13 protein-coding genes are annotated in these 21562 nt (G+C 45.4%); 1 reads left to right on the top strand and 12 read right to left on the bottom strand.

The window, feature by feature from the left end:
• Window position 1: 1 nt before the first annotated feature.
• From gnd to Q5866_RS12125, 5 genes are all read right to left on the bottom strand, one after another.
• Window positions 2–1477 carry a decarboxylating NADP(+)-dependent phosphogluconate dehydrogenase gene (gnd, locus tag Q5866_RS12145; RefSeq protein WP_186976815.1) on the bottom strand — a complete coding sequence of 492 codons (1476 nt, stop codon included), beginning with the start codon at window positions 1475–1477 and terminating at the stop codon, window positions 2–4.
• Window positions 1478–1843: 366 nt separating this feature from the next.
• The gene (locus Q5866_RS12140) at window positions 1844–2752 is read right to left on the bottom strand and encodes a PLP-dependent cysteine synthase family protein (RefSeq protein ID WP_292268414.1); all 909 of its coding nucleotides are present in this window, start codon (window positions 2750–2752) and stop codon (window positions 1844–1846) included.
• 377 nt (window positions 2753–3129) lie between these two features.
• Complete coding sequence (locus Q5866_RS12135) at window positions 3130–4032, bottom strand: fimbrillin family protein (RefSeq protein ID WP_303180484.1); 903 nt, start codon at window positions 4030–4032, stop codon at window positions 3130–3132.
• A gap of 124 nt (window positions 4033–4156) precedes the next feature.
• Window positions 4157–6637 carry a leucine-rich repeat protein gene (locus Q5866_RS12130; protein ID WP_303180494.1) on the bottom strand — a complete coding sequence of 827 codons (2481 nt, stop codon included), beginning with the start codon at window positions 6635–6637 and terminating at the stop codon, window positions 4157–4159.
• A gap of 151 nt (window positions 6638–6788) precedes the next feature.
• The gene (locus Q5866_RS12125) at window positions 6789–7901 is read right to left on the bottom strand and encodes an AraC family transcriptional regulator (protein ID WP_303180482.1); all 1113 of its coding nucleotides are present in this window, start codon (window positions 7899–7901) and stop codon (window positions 6789–6791) included.
• Window positions 7902–8167: 266 nt separating this feature from the next.
• On the opposite strand from Q5866_RS12125, the gene Q5866_RS12120 reads away from it, so the two are divergent.
• The gene (locus Q5866_RS12120; protein ID WP_303180480.1) at window positions 8168–9805 is read left to right on the top strand and encodes an ABC-F family ATP-binding cassette domain-containing protein; all 1638 of its coding nucleotides are present in this window, start codon (window positions 8168–8170) and stop codon (window positions 9803–9805) included.
• 61 nt (window positions 9806–9866) lie between these two features.
• On the opposite strand, the gene Q5866_RS12115 is transcribed toward Q5866_RS12120, so the two are convergent.
• The 7 genes from Q5866_RS12115 to Q5866_RS12085 all read right to left on the bottom strand — a co-directional run bounded on the left by Q5866_RS12115 (window position 9867) and on the right by Q5866_RS12085 (window position 21424).
• A complete protein-coding gene (locus tag Q5866_RS12115; RefSeq protein WP_303180478.1) occupies window positions 9867–11570 on the bottom strand; it encodes a thioredoxin family protein in 1704 nt (567 codons plus the stop codon).
• A gap of 95 nt (window positions 11571–11665) precedes the next feature.
• A complete protein-coding gene (locus Q5866_RS12110; protein WP_303180476.1) occupies window positions 11666–13081 on the bottom strand; it encodes a BACON domain-containing carbohydrate-binding protein in 1416 nt (471 codons plus the stop codon).
• A 55-nt stretch (window positions 13082–13136) separates the two neighbouring features.
• Window positions 13137–14243 (bottom strand): hypothetical protein, encoded by a 1107-nt coding sequence (locus tag Q5866_RS12105; protein ID WP_303180475.1) that lies wholly within the window; start codon window positions 14241–14243, stop codon window positions 13137–13139.
• An 11-nt stretch (window positions 14244–14254) separates the two neighbouring features.
• Complete coding sequence (locus Q5866_RS12100; protein ID WP_303180473.1) at window positions 14255–15835, bottom strand: hypothetical protein; 1581 nt, start codon at window positions 15833–15835, stop codon at window positions 14255–14257.
• A 12-nt stretch (window positions 15836–15847) separates the two neighbouring features.
• Complete coding sequence (locus Q5866_RS12095) at window positions 15848–16597, bottom strand: DUF4843 domain-containing protein (protein ID WP_303180471.1); 750 nt, start codon at window positions 16595–16597, stop codon at window positions 15848–15850.
• A 21-nt stretch (window positions 16598–16618) separates the two neighbouring features.
• Window positions 16619–18115: a RagB/SusD family nutrient uptake outer membrane protein gene (locus Q5866_RS12090; protein ID WP_099290601.1), complete on the bottom strand. Its 1497-nt coding sequence runs from the start codon at window positions 18113–18115 to the stop codon at window positions 16619–16621.
• Window positions 18116–18127: 12 nt separating this feature from the next.
• Window positions 18128–21424, bottom strand: a complete 3297-nt coding sequence (locus tag Q5866_RS12085; protein WP_303180468.1) for a SusC/RagA family TonB-linked outer membrane protein — start codon at window positions 21422–21424, stop codon at window positions 18128–18130.
• Between the last annotated feature and the right edge of the window lie 138 nt (window positions 21425–21562).

Here is a 21562-nt window from a genome sequence, read left to right as displayed (position 1 = left end):
TTTACACGTTATAAGTACCTGAAACTGTTTTTCCGCCCTCCCCTGTCCAGTCCGTGTGGAAGAAGCGCCCTCTCTCCGTGTCTGTCCGCTCGTAAGTATGCGCCCCGAAATAATCCCGTTGTGCCTGAATCATATTCGCGGAAGAATCCAACGTGCGCAAATTATCGAAATAACTCAACGCCGCGAAGAAACAGGGAGCAGCTATCCCGTTGAACACGCAATCCACGATAACTCCCCGCAAGGCAGAAAGTGCATCCTCCATCTTCTCGTGGAAAAAAGCATCAAACAAAAGATTCTCCAAAGAACTGTTTTTATGGAATGCCCGCGTGATCCGCTCGAGGAACACGGAACGAATAATACAGCCCTTACGCCATATCTTGGCTATCGTTCCCAAATCCAAGTTCCACCCATAACGTTCGGAAGCCCTGCGCATCAAGGAAAAGCCCTGCGCGTAAGAAATCAGCTTCGCCGCGTACAACGCGTCCCTCACCGCTTCTATTCCCTCGTGATTCAAGGGGATATTCGTCTTCATATCACCCACTTTACCGGAAGGATATTGCTTGGAAGCCCGTTCCCGTTCCTCCACCAATGCCGACATGAAACGGGCGAACACGGCTTCGGAAACCAACGTCAGGGGATCACCTTCATCCAGCGAGGCGATGACACTCCATTTCCCCGTTCCCTTCTGTCCGGCGACATCCAGTATATGATCCAGAAGATAATCCCCGTTCTCCTCTTTATAGCGCAGGATACGAGAGGTAATCTCTATCAAAAAACTATTCAATTCTCCCCGGTTCCATTGCTCGAACACGTCGCCCAACCCGTCATTATCCAACCCGGTCCTCCTCTTCAATATGGAATATGTCTCGGCAATCAACTGCATATCCCCGTATTCGATACCGTTGTGAACCATCTTCACGTAATGTCCGGCACCCCCCGCCCCTATCCATTCGCAACAAGGCGAACCGTCATCCAGTTTCGCGGCAATCGACTGAAGTATATCTTTCACGAGCGGCCAAGCCATTTCAGACCCTCCCGGCATGATAGAAGGCCCGTGTAAAGCACCTTCCTCACCACCGGAAATGCCTGCCCCGATAAAGTAAAATCCCTTCTCTTCCAACATCTTCACCCGGCGTTCCGTGTCGTGATAATCGGAGTTTCCCCCGTCAATAATCACGTCCCCGGGAGAAAGCCACGGCACAAGCTGCCCGAGCAATTCGTCCACGGGATCGCCCGCCTTGACCATTAACATGATCTTCCGAGGCAGACGCACCGATTCCACAAATTCCTCTATCGTGTAGGTCCCATGAAAGCGTTTCCCTCTCCCCCGTCCCTCGATAAAACGAGTTACGACGCTCTCCCGATCAGGATGTACCCGGTTATAAACAGAAACCGTGTAACCTTTATCTTCCAAGTTTAACGCAAGATTTTCACCCATCACCGCCAAACCTATCAATCCTATATCTGATACCTGCATAATAATTTGTAATTTTATTCGTAACTACGTTTTACGATATTTCTTATCGTTTTGTTCTCGTTCACACTATTTTATTCTTAACTTTGTTAAACAAGCTAACAAAAAAGGTGCCATCCCCCACTAGGGCAAACGCGTCAAGACGCTTTTTGCCCTTTTAGTTAAAAGTTTATAAAGTCTATAAAGTTCATAAGGTTTATGGACCCTAGCGGGCGCTTTGTCCACGGCAGCATGGCTGCCGGTAAACCTTGTCCGAAGGACGCCCGTTACTTTATGAACTTTATAAACTTTAGGAGCTGAAAGCTCAACTTTATGAACCGGGCAAAAAGCGTCTTGATGCGTTTGCCCTGCACGGGTTATCCGGCAGATTTAATCATCTGCCAGATCATCGAACATCGAGGTACTCAAGTACTTTTCCGCCCTATCGGGGAATATCACCACGATATTCCCGGCATCGATCCGTTCCGCCGTTCTCAATGCCGCCAGCATAGCCGCCCCGCTACTCATGCCGGCAAAAATACCTTCCTTGGCGATAATCTCCCGTGCCATAGCAATAGCCTCCTCGCTCTCGACCATAACCTGCATATCGATATGCAACGGATCATAAATAGCGGGTACGATTGCCTCATCCATGTTTTTCAGTCCCTGTATATAATGCCCTTTCACGGGATGGGCGCTCACGACCTTTATGTTCGGCTGCATCTTTTTCAGAAAACGGGAAACGCCCATAATCGTCCCCGAAGTACCGAGAGCACTCACCAGATAATCAATTTCCCCCTCTGTCTGCTGCCATATCTCGATCGCCGTATTCTCGTAATGAGCTTGATAATTCCCGGCATTACTAAATTGATCGGGCATAAAATACTTCCCCGGGTTCTCCTCCACCAATTTATGAGCCAGCCGGATCGCCCCGTCCGTTCCCTCCGCCGCGGGAGTCAGAATCACTTTTCCCCCGTACGACCGGATAATCTTCCGTCGCTCCACGGAAACCGCCTCACTCATCACGATCTCCACGTCATATCCCTTCACGATACCGATAATTGCCAACCCGATTCCCGTGTTACCGGACGTGGGTTCGATAATTGTCTTCCCGGGCACCAGCTTCCCTTCCCGTTCCGCCTGCTTGATCATCTGCATTGCAATCCGGTCTTTAATACTTCCCGTGGGATTAAATCCCTCCAACTTGGCGTAAATATTCACGCCGGGTTTCACGTACAAATTATTAATACGCACCATCGGTGTATTACCGATGGTTTCAAGAATGTTCTTCTTTACCATTTGTATAATTTTTGATTTATGATCGACGATTTATGACTCCATGATTCTAAATAATCACCGAATCAAAAATCATTACATCACTGAATAAATAAGTTCCGAATTATCTACATCGACAGCAACAACAGCAGCAAGCATTCCCTTTGACAGATTCAAAGTTCAATACCCCCACCCGCGATTGTTGTAAAAAAATTGCCATCGTGTTCATGTATTAGAAGATTAATATTGGCCTTGCGGCACTTTGTTTATACCGCAAATATAAGAAAAACATTATATTTTTTACCGTTTCCCTCTCTTTTTTGAAATAAACTCCCGATAAGTTCAGTTATTTTATTGTGCCGTCCTGAAATCGGTTTACTCTATTTCAGGACGGCACAGTTTCAATTTACCCCACTGTTGGTCAGCGCGAGATTCACCACCTGTTCCTTTCCGCCTTGCAGCTCGGTCAGTCCGTCAGGGACGGGATAGGTGACTGTTTTTCCGCCCACGGTGATTTCTATCCACGGGGTTCCGGGAGTTACATTCTGCGGCAGGAGGATGACACGGAAGGTGTTGCCGGCGGATTCCAAGGGGGTGAAGTCTTCGGCATCCACAATAGTCCATGCCACCACGGCGCCGTTCTTAGCTACAAGACCTTTGGCATACATATTCTTTATCACAACCGTAGCGGCATCCACATCCGCTTGCGTCAATGAGCCGGGAGTGTCGGACAGGCTGAGGTTTACCGTGAGGCGGTGCATGAGGTGGCGGAACGTCAGTTGTATCGGATTGTCGGTTTTTGTCCCGGCGACCGCCGCATAGAGCCAGTCGTAAGCGGCATACTGCTCCAGGGCGCTTTGATCGGTGGGGAGATTAATCTCCATTTTACCGTTTTCATCAAAGTCGGTCAGAGACCGTTTCGGGAAAAAGGCGGAGAAAGAGACCTCCGCACCCTCGTCGAATTCATCCCATGTCATGCCGGTAGTCCACGTTCCGTCCTTGTAGGTGGCGGGGTATTCTTTCTCGACAAACGGCGTCGAGTTAAAGATGAATCCCCTAATCGTCGTTTCATCGCCGGCGTCGAAGCTGCCCGTGCCGTCCTCGTCGTTGATGATGGCGCGTGTGTCGGGGTCATCGGCGGCATCGCTGCCCATGAAGTCGGCGATGGCGGTGGTGAAGCGGATGGCGTTGCCGTCGTCCATGCCGCCATCGGGAGCCGGTACATCGTCCCGCGAACAGGCAGACAATCCGACCACACCCGACAGGATGGCGATAAGGCATATATTCTTTTTTATTATTTTCATATCGTTGCGTTTATTAAACTACGTTGTTTTTATTGACTGTGGTTGAAGTTCCCGAAGTTGAACTTTGGCGGTGCCAATGTTGAACTTTGACCGCCTCGAAGTTCAACTTCGGGAAAGGTGCGGATTACGGTTGCGGGAAGGAGATGTCCTTCCATTTCATGTTGCTGTCGAGCACAGTCCATTCGTTGCCGTTGGAGACTTTGGGGACGGCACTGCCATCCTGCTTCTTGTCGGCGTTCAGCTCGAGGTCGCACTTGGTGGGATTGAATGTGTTCTCTCCGGTATGACCGGAGCTGGTTTTGTTCTGAAAAACAGCGTTGTTCTCTATACTGCTGCCATTATTTATATTAACGAAATCTCCGTCTGCGGTGGCTTTTATCCGGGTGAGGCTGCTGCATCCCGTTACGATATAATTGCCGAACCGGGTACACATCGGTATTTCGAGCGTTTTGAGACCCGTGCATCTGAAGAAAGCACACAGGTCTATTGCTGTCACATGATTCAAAGTGAGCGCGGTCAATGAAGTGCATTCCCGAAATGCGTATTGATCAATCTGGGTAACCTGCGAAAGATTCACCGTAGTCAGCGCAGTGCAGCCATAAAAAGCATATCCTCCGATTACCTGCACGTTATCGGGCAGCGTCACCTCCTGCAAGGCGGTGCAACCCTGAAAGGCGCTGCCGGGCAGTGTTGGCGTTGCATCCCAGCCCGTCACTCCGGTGAGGTCGCATTTCGTGATTTTTGTATTATAGAAAAATGTACCCCACTGATCGCCCATTCCTATCTTGGAAAGTTGGCCCGTCAGCTTGATTTCGGTGTGGCCTGCGGCGATGGCTGCAAGGATGTTTAGCTGTGCTTCGTCGGCGGTCATGGAGGTCATGTCGATGTCGCCGGAGGTGGGGGGTGTGAAATTTTTCGGGCGTAGCTTGATTTGATAATCCGTCGGGTCGAGGTAAAGCTCGAAGTTGTCGCCGTATTTCTTCGGCTGCTCTCCATAGAGGCTGACTATTGACTCCGTATTCACTTTCAAATGCTTGCAGTCCGCCTGCGTCAGTTGGTTACCGTCGGTTCCCTGGGCGATGGAGGTTATGCCGAGCAGGCTGAGCTTGAGGTGCACATCACCCGTGAGGGCTTTCGGAACGGAGATAAGGGGATGGGAAACGGTCTCAGTGCGCTGTAGAGCGATGTAAGCCCCGTCGGCGGTCTTTCCCCCGTTCAGCACGAGGGTGGCGCCATCCCCGACGTATGCACAGTTCGAACTGCCTGCCACGTAAGACAATTCGCAGCCGTCACCCAGTTCCAATGCTGCTTTCTCGCCGTAAACCGTAATCACAGACATAGCAAGACCCCCGTCCAATGTCACGTTCCCACCCAGCGTAATCCTGCCGTTGAAAGCACCTACCACGGCAGAAAATGCGTTCGGAGCTTGAACCAGCTTGATATTGGTGAGTTCGATATAAACGGCATCGGCGTCGGCATTGTTATTTCCGAGGAAGTAATAGCTGCCCTGTTCCCAAGCGAGGGTGTGTCCGCCGCCGTCCATCTTGAAGTAGCCGCTGCCGTTTATGAATGTGCCGCTGCTACTACCTCCTGCGGGTATCGTGATGTCGCCGCCCAGCGTAATGAGCGTAGGGGCGTCGGCCGAGGCGCCGCCCGTCTTGAGGGCTTCGAGCAGGGCGTCGTAGGTAGTGACACCGCCTATCACCACTTCATCCGTAATCGGGGGCTGCGTGCCCCAGCCGGAGATGTCGCTGCCGGTCAGTTCCACCTCGGTGTTTCCCGTGTCGGGGTTCTTCTTCAGCGTGAGGGTGAGGGTGAGCCGCTTTCCGCTTTCGAGGCGGGTTTGGTTGCCGGGTTCGGCAGTGTTCAGGTCGGCAGGTACATGATAGTACCACACATCCTCGCCTACGGTTATCCTGAGCCATTCCGCACCTGCGGTGAGGTCTTGCGGTGCTACTTTCCAATCGGCATTGGCACCACCTCCGTTGGTGAGGATTACACCGCTAGCTACCCGGTCATAGTTCACCACGCCGGTCAGCAGGTTCACCTCCACGCTGGCAAACATCGTTGGCGCATCATTCTTTGCCGCGGAGTTTATCAGGGCGGAAGATAAGTCCGCCCCCTCCATGCCATCTCCCGCGGTCAGCTTGACGACGAGCCGGTGCATCAGATGCTTGAATGTCAGCGCAACCGTCCCGCCCTTGCTTGCCGTGGTAGTGGCGTGGAGCAGGTCGTCCGTGTTGTTCCACGCTTCGGGCGTATACAGGTATGCCGCAGGATTGGTAATGTCTGCCGTGATGCGCGGGTAATTGGCGGAGAAAGTAACCGGCTCCGTTTCGCTCAGTTCATCCCAATGCAGAGTGGTTTCCCCGTACTTGTATTCCGTGTTGGCGCTCATGTAATCGCCTTTAGCCGTGTAAGTGTAAAGTCCCCACGTGTCGCCGGGGTCGAATGTACCTTTCCCGTCGTTATCGACAGTCGCACGCCCCGCGGATACCGTTCCGCCATCGGCAGTGCCGTCGATAGAGGCGGTGATTTGCACGACATTGTTGTCTTCTTCCGGGTGATGACCTTTGTCTTTACCGCACGAGGCAAGCAACAGCATTGCCAGCGCAAGTGAAAATAGATTATTTTTCATATGCTTGTATATTGATTGAATGATAATTCACCGTGGAGATATATCTACAAAAATACAAGGTAAAAGCCGCCGAGGCAAAAAAAATGAATTATCTTTCGTTTGTTTGCACGAAAGATAATTAGCGGGCTTCCCCATTAACTCTCTCCCGGTAACATTTAGGTGTTATCCCCGTCATCTGTTTAAAGTCCCTGTTGAAATTGCTGCAATTGTTGTAACCTACTTTTTCACAGACTTCATCTATGCCGTATTCCGCGTGTTCGTCAAACAACCGGGTTGCCTCGCGTAAACGCAGTTCCTTGCGCCACGAACGGAAATCCATCCCGTGGCACGTTTTCATGTATTGCCGGAAGAATGACAGACTCACCCCGAAAGAATCCGCCACGCGATCGGAAGAAATATCTTTCAGGCAGTATTCTTTCTCGTCTATGTATTTTTGTAATTTTTCCTTTAACAACCGTTCCTTTCCGGCAGCATCCGCCACGGCGACCTCGCCATCGGGCTTTCTCGCACTTTCTGCCGCTGCCGACGGGACAACCGTGATGACAGGCATCGCGAATTTCATTCTGCGATAGTAATTGACAAACCACATCACCATGAAACTATAGTAAAGCACGTACAACGGAACGAAGTATTTGTACAAGGCGGTAAAAAATAACACGGGTATTGCCATGACGCCGACAACCAACGCGCTATAAAACCCCGTTTTTATCCACGACAGACGGTACTCCTCGTCATTGTCATAATAATCCTCCACCTCGCGCACCGTCCGACGGTACGCCAACATGAATAGCCGCGTGTATATCACCAGCTGGATAATATAAGCAACAATGCCCGCGTAAAAAAGCCCCCAATAATAGTCGGCAAAACAGAACAGGGCAACAAACAAGATTACGCCCGCTACCATGATTCCTCCTGCCTGCCGGAGCACGATTCCCCACCGGACTACATTCGGACGTATGAAAACCAACATGGACATGGTGAAGAGCAGAGCTTGAAACGAGGCGACAAAAAGCGTGCTGGCAGGTTCGACACGACGGTCATACCCCGTGAAACAGCACACCATACTGAGAAGCGCCAACACGAAATACGAAGGTACAAGGATATTACGAGCCTTACGCAACTTCTCTAACCCGTTTTCCGGCTGTATTGCCGTAGCCGCCAGCATAACCCCGAGTATCGCGATCACGAAAGCCGAGGTTCCCATCAAAAATTTATACGTTACGACATCCATCCTTTCCAATCATTACAATCGCGAAATTACTTGCTTTTCGCTGTTTATACAATATGGCATCCCCACGGTACGTTACACAATAGTCCTTGTCTAATATACTAATAGATTTGCTCATATTTTTTCCTTCATTTTTCATGCCTTTTACAAAAGCAAGTTTTCTCTTTTCGCCGTTCATGCACAAATATAAACAAATTATTTTATCTTCGCACCGCCATTTGGAAATGGTGAATCCATTTTCAATTTTCAACTTTCAATTTTCAATTTATATGATTTCAGTAGACGGATTAACAGTAGAATTTGGAGACAGAGCACTTTTTAAAGACATATCATTCGTGATTAACGACAAAGACCGTATCGCCCTCATGGGTAAAAACGGGGCGGGCAAGTCCACCTTGTTGAAAGTCCTTGCCGGGGAAAGACAACCCAACCGGGGTAACGTTTCCTGCCCGAAAGACACGGTGATAGCCTATCTGCCCCAGCATCTGATGACTCAAAACGAGCGTACCGTCTTCGATGAAACCTCACAGGCTTTCGCCCATCTTTTCGAGATGGAGAAAGAGATTGAACGTCTGAACCAACAACTGACCGAGAGAACCGATTATGATTCTCCCGAGTATTACAAACTGATTGAGGACGTTTCCACCCTGAGCGAGAAATTTTACAGCATCGACTCCACGCATTACGAGGCGGATGTTGAAAAGATTCTTTTAGGCTTGGGATTCCAACGGGAAGACTTCAACCGCCCGACCTCCGACTTCAGCGGGGGATGGCGTATGCGCATCGAGTTGGCAAAAATGCTGCTTAAAAATCCCGATGTATTACTGCTCGACGAGCCTACCAACCACTTGGATATCGACTCTATCCAATGGCTGGAAGACTTCCTCGTGAACAACGGGAAAGCGGTTGTCGTGATCTCCCACGACCGGGCTTTCGTGGATAACATCACCACCCGCACGATAGAGGTTACCATGGGGCGTATCTACGACTACAAAGTTAATTACTCGCAATACCTCGTGTTGCGCCAAGAACGCCGTATCCAACAGCAAAAGGCTTATGACGAGCAACAAAAAATGATTGCCGAAACCAAGGAATTTATCGAACGCTTCAAGGGAACCTACTCCAAAACGCTGCAAGTGCAATCCCGGGTAAGAATGCTCGAGAAACTCGAAATACTGGAAGTGGATGAAGTAGATACTTCCGCCTTACGACTGAAATTCCCGCCTTCCCCCAATTCGGGTAAATATCCCGTCATCGCCGAGGAACTCACGAAGGACTATGACGGTCATGTTGTTTTTCAAAACGCCAGCTTCACGATAGAGAAAGGCGAGAAAGTAGCATTCGTCGGACGCAACGGGGAAGGAAAATCCACTCTCGTGAAATGTATCATGGGAGAAATCCCCTACACCGGAAAGCTGACTTTGGGCTACAACGTCCAGATCGGGTATTTCGCCCAGAACCAAGCCTCGCTCATGGACGAAAACCTCACCGTTTTCCAGACCATCGATGACGTGACCCCCTTGGAACTAAAACACAAAATCAAGGATATGCTTGGAGCCTTCATGTTCAGCGGCGACGACGTGGACAAAAAAGTAAAAGTCCTTTCCGGGGGAGAACGTACCCGTCTGGCAATGATTAAACTATTACTATCCCCCGTGAACCTGTTGATTCTCGACGAGCCGACCAACCATTTGGACTTACGTACCAAGGACATTTTGAAAAGTGCCTTGAAAAACTTCGACGGCACCCTCATCGTCGTGTCGCACGACCGTGATTTTCTCACCGGACTGGCAGAAAAAGTCTATGAGTTCGGCAACAAGAAAGTCACCGAGCACCTCGAAGACATCCAAGGCTTCCTCCGGAAAAAGAAAATGGAGAACTTGAAAGAGATCGAGCGAAAGGGATAATAACATTAATTATTGTAGCGAATATTACAATAATATTCGCTACAATAATATCCCCCACACGTTATTGACAATCCCTCAATCGTTGCTCAACGGTTTCCAGCCCTTGTACCTCTACAAATTTTGTTCGATTCTTCAATAAAAATTTCTCCGCATCCGAACCGTTGGGACTGTATTCTTTTTCAGCAAAAATATACCAATAACGAGATGAAACTCTCTCCTCGTCACTTAGTACTCGAAATAATTCCTTCACAACCCCCGGAGCACGGGAATCCTTGACAGAGGCCAATGCTTCCGCGTACGAAGTCAACAATTTCTTATCCCGTCTTCCCATATTATAAAATTCTTCTAGACACTCCAACGCCGTATACCCATTAAACACATCTTCAAGTTTTGTGCGAAAATATTCCGCATCCCCTATTCCAGTGAATTTATGACGAACACCTCCTTTCCAATTCACCACAACAAAAGTCGGGTAAACATGTACATCAAATTTTTTGCAAACCTCCCGACCTTCTTGTTTTTTTATATCGCATTTCACGTATATAAAATTTTCGTTCATAACACGTTTGAGCTCTTCATCCCGAAATACCGTATCTGACATATATCGACAAACCGGGCTATCTGAATCATAACAATCTATAAAAACATGTCCCCGTCTTTGTTTAGCCACTTCAAATGCCTCCTCAAAAGTCATCGTGCGGGCAGCTATATTAAAATCGACAAACATCTCTTTCAAAAATTTCCTTTTTGCTTCCGACTCGTTACCGGTGATATATTGACACTCTAAAGCTGCCACATTCTTCAACTGATCTATTGACGCCCTATGCACGAGCAATTCGCTAGCTCGTTTCCCCGTATGACTCCATAATTCCACGTTCCCTCGTGAAATCAAATTTATAATCTTTTCAATATCCTCATTTGCAATAGCTTCACAAAAGTCAAGGGAAACTTCCAATTTTTCCCGTTTTTCAAAATACGATTTCTCCAATTCCTCGCGAATTTGAGTAAAACGAGTGGAAAAATCTTTCGGGCGTTCAGAAACAAGTTGATTTAAAGTCGAGCTATAATTTTGATACAAATACGACTCCACGTTTTCTCCTCCCACGTTTTTTTTGAAAATAGCGATATTATTCAATACTAAGCTAAAATCATCTGAACCATAAACACTTTTTTCAAGAATAGGCCAATATTCTTTTTTCATTTTATCCTTTTCCGTCAACACGGAGTCCAACTTCTTTCCAATCTCCTTGCTCTTCGCCCTTTCACCCGCATCTTGCAGCACGACCATGTAAATCATCAACTGCTCTTTCGTCATTTCTCCTTTCTCGTACAGCTTGTTCAAATAAGTAAAAGAAGTTTTCTTGTCTAACCCTCGCTCTACTTTATTAATAAAAGGTTCCAACTCACCTCCCCCTACAATCATATGTTGTATGGCTCCATCCGGACGAATTATAAAAAACGTCGGGTAAGCTTTAATTTTCAACGTCTTACTCAATTCCAGTCCCTCCCCTTTCTCCATGTCAAATTTCACACAGACAAATTTAGGGTTAAAAAAATCACCGGCTTCCTTTTGCGGAAATACATTTTCTGCCATAACACGACACGGAACACACCATGCCGTATAACAATCTACAAACACGAGTTTATTTTCTTGCTTTGCTTTCGCCAAAGCTTCATTAAACGTAAGAGCTTCAAAATTTACTCCTTGTCCAAAAAGAGATAAACTCGATATCAACAAAAATAAATTGACAATAATAATTTTCATATTACAAATTAATTTCTTTAGAACACAAAAAGAGTTGCAATAAAACATCTAATAGATTCATTGCAACTCTTTTGTCAAACAAGAATCAAAAGCTTTTACTTCGCTAAATCACGTTTCCACCAGAAGCAACGAGCAATGAACATATTAGTAGAGACTTTACTTATACATCTTCCACCCATAGTTGGATTATTTTCCAAATTCCAAGCCCATCCCCATCCATACATATCCATATGAGCATCACACCAATACCATCCCGTGGTATATTCCGGCACGTTCAACGCTTTCAATGCATTATTTACTTTCTCACAATTAGCTTTCAATTTAGGCCATTCAGATTTTAGATTACCTTCCAGTGTAACGAAATCCCCCTTTAAACGCCAAAAACTTGGCAAAACCCATCCTTCCATTCCGGTTTTCTCTTCCATTTCCGCACAATAAGCAAATGCAGGAAATGCATCTTTCCAATCATTCGGATACATCTCTTTGACTTTACTATAAATAGGCTCATACCCTCCCCCTGTTATCACTGCGCCATTAGCACAAAACATTACATTTTCTTTTTCTTCCAAGGCAATCACCAAAAGTCCTTCTTCATCATGACTAACGACAATACCAACAGCCACTCCATTATGTTTGAAAACATCTCCGGGATTAAACACTCCACCTTCTTGCTCCACAAGAACAATCGTTTCACCCATAGTTACAGTTGCGCTCCTTGCATCTCCCCCGACATTACCGGATGCACTTACCACCAACTTACCGTCTTTCAACTCTGCCGTACACCAATCCTCGCTTGATTCCGCGGTTGTTGCCCCAGCAGGAGCATCTAAAACAATGCGATAGCCGCTGGCATTTAACACCACAGCATCAACTTGCTTCACGGTAACTTCAATTACTTTTTGATTCTCTTCATCAATCCCTGCCACCACATTAAACTTTGTTTCATTCGGTTCTCCATCTGCATTTTCCTTCACCTCCACCGTAAACAACTTATTATCTTCAACAAGAGTCACGCTAAACCAATCCTCCTTCTCCACATTTTCCAAGCGGATGGCAGCTTGATTACTTGTAATCGTGATAGCTTCGCTACCTCCTGCTTTATCAAATATGATTACATTTTTCGACAACTCCAAAGTAGCTTCTGCCGCCGCCGATTGAAGCACAGGAATCACTTTATCCGGATTCCCTACCGACTTAATCAATAATTTACCTTCTCTCTTTTCTACAGAATTATTCACTTCGGCCACAACTTCCAACCATTGCTGATCCAACTTGGTCACAGAGAACCATTTTTTATCCCCTTCCATCTCCACATCAACGGTCCAATCCTCTGCGTTTGTCGTGACACGGATACGCTCCATCATGCCTTCAGTTGTTCCCGCTTCAAATTCCAACTTTTCCTTGTCTACCGTCAACATAAACTTTTCATCTTCCCCTTCTTCCTTGTCATCACTACACGCAAAAAAAACAGAAAACATAGCCAAACATAAATACAAAAACCAATTTTTCATAATATTTGTCTTTTGATTGTTAATAAATATAATTATGCCTATTAAAAACATATTTCTAAAATTCTACACTTTTTGATTGTAATATTTTCATCACTTTTATTCCCATGGAATCCGCACCTTCTACCGAAAACTTGATTGAATACTTCTCTCCCGCTTCAAGATGCACATTACGAATAATCATAAACGTATCATCAAACAAAAGCTCTTCTCCTTCACGCAATTCCGCCAACAAACTCGGTTCCTCCAGACGCTTCGGGAAAAAGAAGATATACTCGTCAATATCACACGCCTTCCCGTTCGATTCGAAAGTCACCGTACAAAGCAAACGTTGCTTCTTACACGTCATCTTAAAAGGAGATGACACCTCTTTCAACCTGATATTCCACTTCGGATCCCCGTAATACACCAACACATCCCGGTTTTTCAGCAACTCGATCTGTTCTCCCGTGCACTCTTTTCCCAATTCTTTTTTTACCAAGATTCTTATCGCCTCATCGTCAACCACGCATCCCTCTTCATTCTCCGGCAAAACCAAATCAAGCGACTTAGGGTCCCACGCCGCCAAACGTTCCAAAATACACTGCTGCTGCAAAAACACAGCCTCGGCTACCGTGTGCTTAGCCGGAGTCTTCATTCGTTCCTTCCAGCTATCTTTCCAAGCCCCGGTACTCCAATTCACCCCATTATAACCTGATAACTTCTCCAACTCACACGCTTCCAACCATCCCATATCCACCTTTTTCGGAGTCTGTGCATCTGTCACCATCCGCATCGCATCAACAGCTTGCTCTCCGGTTATTATTCCCCAGACAAAATCCTCGTACGGGGTATCACTCATATTACGACTCATGGCATGCATCATTCTCACGAACAACGGGGTTATCTTCTCCGCTTTCTCCACGACAGTCACGTAACGGGGCTGTGCCTGTTTCAACTTATCGAAAACCTCCCCGGGATATTGATTATAATCAAACTCCACTCCCCCGTGATTCATCTTCAATGTCTCGGTCAATTTTTTCCACGCTAAATCCTCTCGCACAGCCTTGCTCACCAGAATGGCATACTCACACGTCCCTTTCTTTTTCTGTGCATATACCTGAAAAGTACAGCCCAACAACACCGCGAACAGCAATCCCACTAAATTAATAACATATCTATTCATACCTGTATAAATCAGTAATCCGTACGCAACAAATGAAGTTTATAATACATATTCATTGGCTTGTATGCCACGTGTTCCCACTTTTTGAGCAAAGACAAATCAAACGAATCCAACACGTACACGCTACCTTTACGCTCTCCCTCTGCCGTGGGGTCATACACCCCGACAAAGACATATTTATTCGTAATATCCTGTGTCATACAAGTAATCACGGCATTGGGATTCACACTGGTCACGTCAAAACAAAGCTCGGATTCTTCTGTCGGCAACTTAGGTTCCGTCGAAGCACCGGGTTTCCACATGTAAATCTTACGGTCTGTATTATACAAAATCGAACGATGTTGATACACGTTCAAAACCTGCGCTTCCGGTGTTAAAGTCAACTCTTCGCCCTCCGGTAAATCATACGTATACGAAGATACCACATTGTATAAACCAAACAGAAGATACATACTCCCCGTGTATCCGACATCGGAAACTTGCCTTATCGTTATCTTCGACGGATTCTCGATATTTTGCGTCACAATATAAAAATCATGTACACCGATATTTGCCGTTTCAAACGGTATCGCGTAAATCACTTTTTCTCCCGGATAAGCTTCCGGCCCTATCCCACTATTGGAAAGTCCATCAGCCCATATGCCATATAACTTTGAATTCTCGTCATCATGCAAAAAAAGAATATCTAGAAAAGTGCTGTTTCTCTCTATGCCCGAACGTATTTTAACCCGCTGAAAGCGATCCCAATGATGAACATCTTTGAAAACTTTCCTCTCTACTTCCATTTGCCAATTCCAAGTTTGTACCCGCATATCCCCATCATCACAGAATGCAAACAAATCAAACTTGCCCACCCCACACATTCCTAACTTTAATGGCGTTCCTGAAAACTCGAAACCGGTAATCACTCTCAATGTATTGTGGTCCAAATAATATGCCTGTTTATTTTTCCGGGAAAGAATATAAGGATAACCTACCCGAGGAAACCAAATATCGCCCCCCCCGCAAACAAACGCAAAATCCACGATATCATCTTTTAGAACAGGTACATCCTCTGAAGTCCGATACCAGAAATCGGAAGCCTCTTTTTGCACGAGTTCTATTTCATCCGTCACGGTATTCTGCACGGAAAACATGGCATCACCCTCATCATTGCGACTCAACATAACCAACCCCTCGTCAAAATTACTGCTCGGCTTTACAATAAAATAACGATACGCACTGCCAAATTCATTCGATACCCTTAAACGAGCAAAATAAGGCTCTTGCCTGTCGAAAGTGAATCTTAGCACTTTATCATTCGATAACATTTTCAATGAATCTTGTGGATGAACCCTATACTCCCCTTTAGCACTAACATAAATCTTTCCATAACGCCATTGATAAGTCAGCGGACAGGACGGATCTGTTTGTGATATCCGATCAGAAGGATCAAACACGAACTCTTCCCCAAGTTTAGGATATAACACGGTATCCTGATCGGAAATATATATATCGGAAACCTCTATATGCGGTCCGGTCGTCTTATCTTTGACGCAACTTACCAAGCCGACAAGAAAAACCGCAAGCACCACTAATATTACCTTTTTCATACTCATCTACTTTTATTTATTATTGTACCACTCCGGAATTTCCACCTCCGGATTAGGATGTTCCGTAAAATAATCAAACAGCGGCACCAACACTCCTTGCTTAAATAAGGGTTGATAAGCCAAATATATCCCACTCCACTTTCCCTCATTCGTAAGCATCTGCAACCGATACCCAAACAGATCAAGCATTGCGCGATATTCCTCCGGTCTTGGCCATTTATACCATAATTCATTATAAATCTCAAATAACTTTCTGTAGGCAACTTCCGAAAATTTCCCTAACAAATCTTCCACCCACCATTTAGGTTGCTGGGGATGCACGACCTTCACGCCAAAAGTCACTTCCGGACTCTGCATCATCGGCATAAATTCATCATTTTCCAAAATCCTCAATCCTACCCACAATTTCATGTCCTCGTACTCCTTGTAAGACGGACGACGAGCCCACACTCGAATCGCTCCCCGCACGGCCCCTGCCGTTAAAACTGCCTCAATCTTATAATCCGTTGATGGCATATTCGTCAAACTATCAACAACTTCTACAAGAATCTTCCTATCATAATCAACCGGGACTCCAAGTATCGAATACGAGGCACCTCCCGCTGCCCAAGTCGTATCAGTATACTCTGAAAACTGTATTTCCACGACATTCCGATCTAAAACAATACCCGTCTTTCTACTTGTATCCCATACCCACGGATCTTTTTCACACGAAGCGAAAAATAAAATAATACTCCATATCACGTAAAATTTCTTCTTCATAACTCTTCTCTCTTTAATTAATCAATATGTCGATTCATCGCGGTATTCAAACTCCTCGTCCGGTATATTCAAATTCCATTTATCCTCATCCATGGTAAGTTCACCTCCAATCTGAGGAACCAATTTTAACTTATCCGGCTGTCTTTTTTTCAAACGAAACCAATATTGTCCTTCCAGTACAAACTCTTTTCTGAATTCCTCGTCAATAATTTCAATTGTCAAATCACCATCGAAGTTTCCCATTCCTCGCGAAGCATAATATTTATTAAAGAAAATTTTTGCTTCTTCTGGAGAAGATTCAACCAAAGATTCAACCAGTATCAAATACATTTCCGGAATACGAATCATATTCGCTCCGTTGAAACCGATTCCCGCCAAATCTTTATCGCCCGGATTTATCAGCACACGATCCAACACTTTCAGATAACGATCTCCATAGATACGGATTCTATCCGCTAGCGACATATTATATATATTAGGCACTCCTATCCATTCATTACGATAATCAAACTTATCATCCCGTCTTTTATACATTTCCGGCTCCGCAGGCAACCACCCCCCGCTCTGCAAAAGAAGCTCCCCAGACCAATTATCATACATATTGGAAACATAAAGTCCGAAAATAGCTTCATCAGCATTTACCGTCCCTCCCATACAGCGGATAAAATGCGTGGAACTAATCGTTGTTCCGTCACTCGGTAACGGAAACCTGCCGGATTCGATTACCTCACGAGCATACATTCCCGCACTATCCAAATCACCCGCCCTTCCCCTTGTCCAATAGACACGGGCTAAAGTTGCCTTCACCGCGTAAAGATTAAAATGAGATACGCGTTCACTGGTAAACAAATCATACATATTCTCCGGCAAACGAGGATAAACCAAAAGCTTCTCGTCTTCTGTCAATAACTGTTCCGCTGCCTTCAAGTCTGCAATAATCTTCTCGTAACATTCTCCCGTCGTGGAAAAAGGTGTCACGTACATCCCGTATTGTGTAACATAGGGAATCCCCCTGTTTTCTTCCAAAGCCGAACCGTACATCCTCAACAAATCAAACAAGACATACGCACGAACCCCTAAAGCTTCCCCTTTGTACATCTTTTCATGTTTCAACCTCTTTCCATCCCAAATTTCCAACCTCTCTAATATTTTATTCACGTCACTTACAAACTTGTAAGAAGTCTGCCACATTTTTTTATACCTGTCTATCGCCCGTTGGTCCGTGTGATCATGCATTATAATCTTGTCATATATACCACCCGCCGAAGCATCACTACCCGCCTCTTTCCCTATAGCGAAATACTGTCCCAACAAATCAATCGTCTGTTGGAAAGTTTCTCCATACATATCCCCCTTTGCTAACGTCACGTAAAGCCCGTACATAGCCTCCTCTATCCCCTCTTGATCCGTGAACAAATCATCTTCCAAAATAGAAGACTTATCGCGTGCCGTTAAAAAATCCTCACAGGAAGAAAAAAAAACTCCCAGTAAAAATACCAATACAATAACTCTATTCATAATTCATTTATATTAGAATGTAGGACTAATCATAAAATTGAAACCGCGCATAAACGGATAAGAAGTACCTCTTTCATACTTCACGGTAGATAACCGCAACACATCCGAGAATGTAACACCCACTGTCAATCGCTTCAAGCCGATTCCTCTCACCCACGTTTGAGGCAAATTATACGAGATTGACACGGATGACAAATAAACCTCGTTCTTCTTCTCCACAAACCGGGCCGATTTAACAAACCGTTGTTGCTCATACTCTCCTTTAGGATACGCCACCACATCACCCGGTTTTACCCAACGATCCGTGTACGCCCGCACATCCACGTTTTTGGTTATATCTATATTTTCCACCTTTGCAGCCCGTGTCGAATTATAAATATACCCCCCGAACGTGTAACTGAATGCCATACCCACGCTTATATCCCGCCAAGCTGCCGAGAGGGACGAACTTCCCTCGAACCAAGGTTTTGTATCCCCTAATGCGACCATATCTTCCACATTATAAGTATACGTGGGTTCTTTCGTATCTTTTTTTAAAAACACTTCCAACCCGTTAGCCGGATTAATCCCCCACGAATCCACGGCATAAATAGCATCCATTGACTCCCCTTCGCGAAGTTGCAACTTGGGTGCAACCCCCTTGTCCCGCATATTCGCTTCGTTCTGTCTGGCTAGTGCATTACTAATTTTCATCAATTTATTTTCCGTGTGATGCGTATTCACGGTCAAACGCAACAACCAATCCGTTGTCCTCACCAGCAAAGAAGAAACAGATATCTCCATTCCCCAGTTCAAACTCTCACCGAGATTGGCTTGAACCGTGGCAGCCCCGGTAGAAAGAGGAAGCCCGATCGGCAACAAGGCATCTTTCGTGCGTTGTCTGTAAAAATCAAGATTCACCTGAAACCGCCCTTCAAGAATATCCAACACGACACCACCATTCATATTCAAGGTGCGTTGTGCCTTCAAGTCGGGATTCCCTAATTGCGATGGAATTGCTCCTAATCCTAACAGATATGCGTCCCCGTAAGTATAGATTGTCTGCGCCATATTACCACCAAAATTACCACTACCGACAAAACCTATACTACCGCGGAATCGGAAAGTACTTATCCAAGAAAGTGCTTTGATAAAACTCTCGTTATGAGCGTTCCAACCTATTCCGAAAGACCAATAAGGAGCCCATTGATTATTTCCTCCCAAAACCGAACTACCGGAACTTCTATAACTTCCATCAAGGAAATATCGATTTCTAAAAATAAAATTCAAATTCGCAAATACCCCCACGCTTGCCGAATAATCGTTACTACCTCTAGGCTTTCCTCCCGAAGGATAAGTTCGGGCAAAATTAATATCATTCATTACAGGTTTAAGAAAACCTCTTCCCTCCATACCGAATGATGATGAATTACTTTGAGTTATTGTTGAACCGACATTCGTTGTCAAAATACTTCCCTTGTCATCAAAAGGCAACGAATAACTTACCGACCCGGTCATACTCCAACTTGTCCCCTCTGCCCCCGACAAAACGTATCGACCTTTGGTATTGGCAGATTCATTCCCCTCCATAGATGATGTATGCAAACTGGATATATAATCATCACTTCGATTATCACTTAAAGATAAATTCGCACTTAAATTTACAATCATACCCTTCATCACATCCCAACGAAACGTCAAATTGTTACTTATATTCTTCGACTTGCTCTTCGAGAAACTTCCCGTTGACGCATTATACATAGGATTAACTGCACCAAAAGAAAGTTTAGGTATTAATTCTCCATACTCATCGTACGGACAATCATATGGATTCAGCACCACCCATTGAGAATACGATCCGTAAGGAGAATTTTTCGAATCCGTCTTTCGAATATCCGAACGGAACGTAACCGTCAATTTATTTCTAAAAATATACGAGAAATAAAAACCGATACCATAATTCCGCCGAAAATCCCCTTTCATCACACCATGTGCATCCCCGTAACGGGCAGTCACACTATAATCCAAACCACCTCCTCTACCGGTAACAGAAAGCGAGTGGCTATGCGACCAAGCAATTCGCACGGGTATTGCTGCCCAATCGGTATAAACACCCGAGTTAACCAACTTCAATTTCCTGTTATACTCCATTTCCTTCTCTCCATTCATTCCCTCATATATTCCCCAACGTCTTTCCAATTCCAATTTCTGCCTTGGATTACACAAACTATAGGAACTCACATCAGGGAATTGGATATCAGGCACAAAATTGTAACGCATCCGCAATTTACTATCCGCAACTCGTTTACGAGTCACCACGATAACCCCGTTAGCCGCTTTATCACCGTAGATAGCCGTTGCCGAAGCATCCTTCAACACATCGACACGCTCAATATCAAACACATCCATATCATACAATCCTTCCAAAGTTGTTTCCACTCCATCCACGATAATCAATGGAGAGTTCAAACCATACTGGTCATCGGAAGTCTTTATCGAAGTCGTACCCCGGATAATAATCTCCGGGATATAATTAGGATTCGAACCCTGCTCGTTATTATCCACGATTCTCATTCCCGGCACAAGCACGGTCAACGCCTTGAACAAATTCGTCTGAGAAACTGCAAGAATATCTTCGGAACGAACCGTGGATACCGCTCCCGTGTAACTATTCTTTGATGCCGTGTATATACCGTTTACCACCACTTCATCCACCTCGTTCACCTCCTCGCTCATCGTGACGTTAATCGTCTTCTCTTTCCCGACCTTAACCTCTTCACTCTTCATCCCGATACAAGAGAATTGCAACACCGTTTCCGACGAAGTAGGGACAACAATCTCGTACATACCATCCGCGTTAGTTGCCACCCCCGTGGAAGTACCCTTGATTATCACTGTCACTCCCGGAAGAGGCTCCTTATTTTTATCAAGCACCACTCCTTTGACTGTAACGCCCTTCCCGTCCAAGTTCTTCTTATCGGATTGGTATTTCACCGTAATATACTTGCCATCGGTAATTTCCGAGTAAGTGAACGGCTTCCCTTCCAACACCTTTTTCAACGCATCAAGTATCGTGACATTCTTCAATGATGCCGTCACCTTATACCCCTGCACGTGATCATACGTGAACAAAATCTTATACGGGGAAAGTTTTTCCAACTTTTTCAACACCTCCCCTAAAGCCTCCTCTTTAAAATCTACCGTAATATTCTTCCGTTCTTGAGCCTGAACAAAAGACGTTAAAAGCAAGAAACACGCGAACAATACAATCCGAGAAACCCCGAACAGCCTAATTTGCCCTCGCGTGCAAAAAATACTTTGATGTCCCATAAATTTGTCTTGTTAATTTTATAATTCATATACAAGAACACGCATAATCAAAAATAGGGTACCCCCCTTTTTAAAAAAATTAGACAAAAAAATAACAGCCGCAAACACGGCTGTTAAACAACACAAACACAATATACT

Source organism: uncultured Butyricimonas sp. (assembly GCF_959596855.1).
Lineage (GTDB): Bacteria > Bacteroidota > Bacteroidia > Bacteroidales > Marinifilaceae > Butyricimonas > Butyricimonas muris.
Note: the sequence above shows the minus strand (reverse complement) of the source record. Positions and strands in the feature narration are given on the sequence as shown.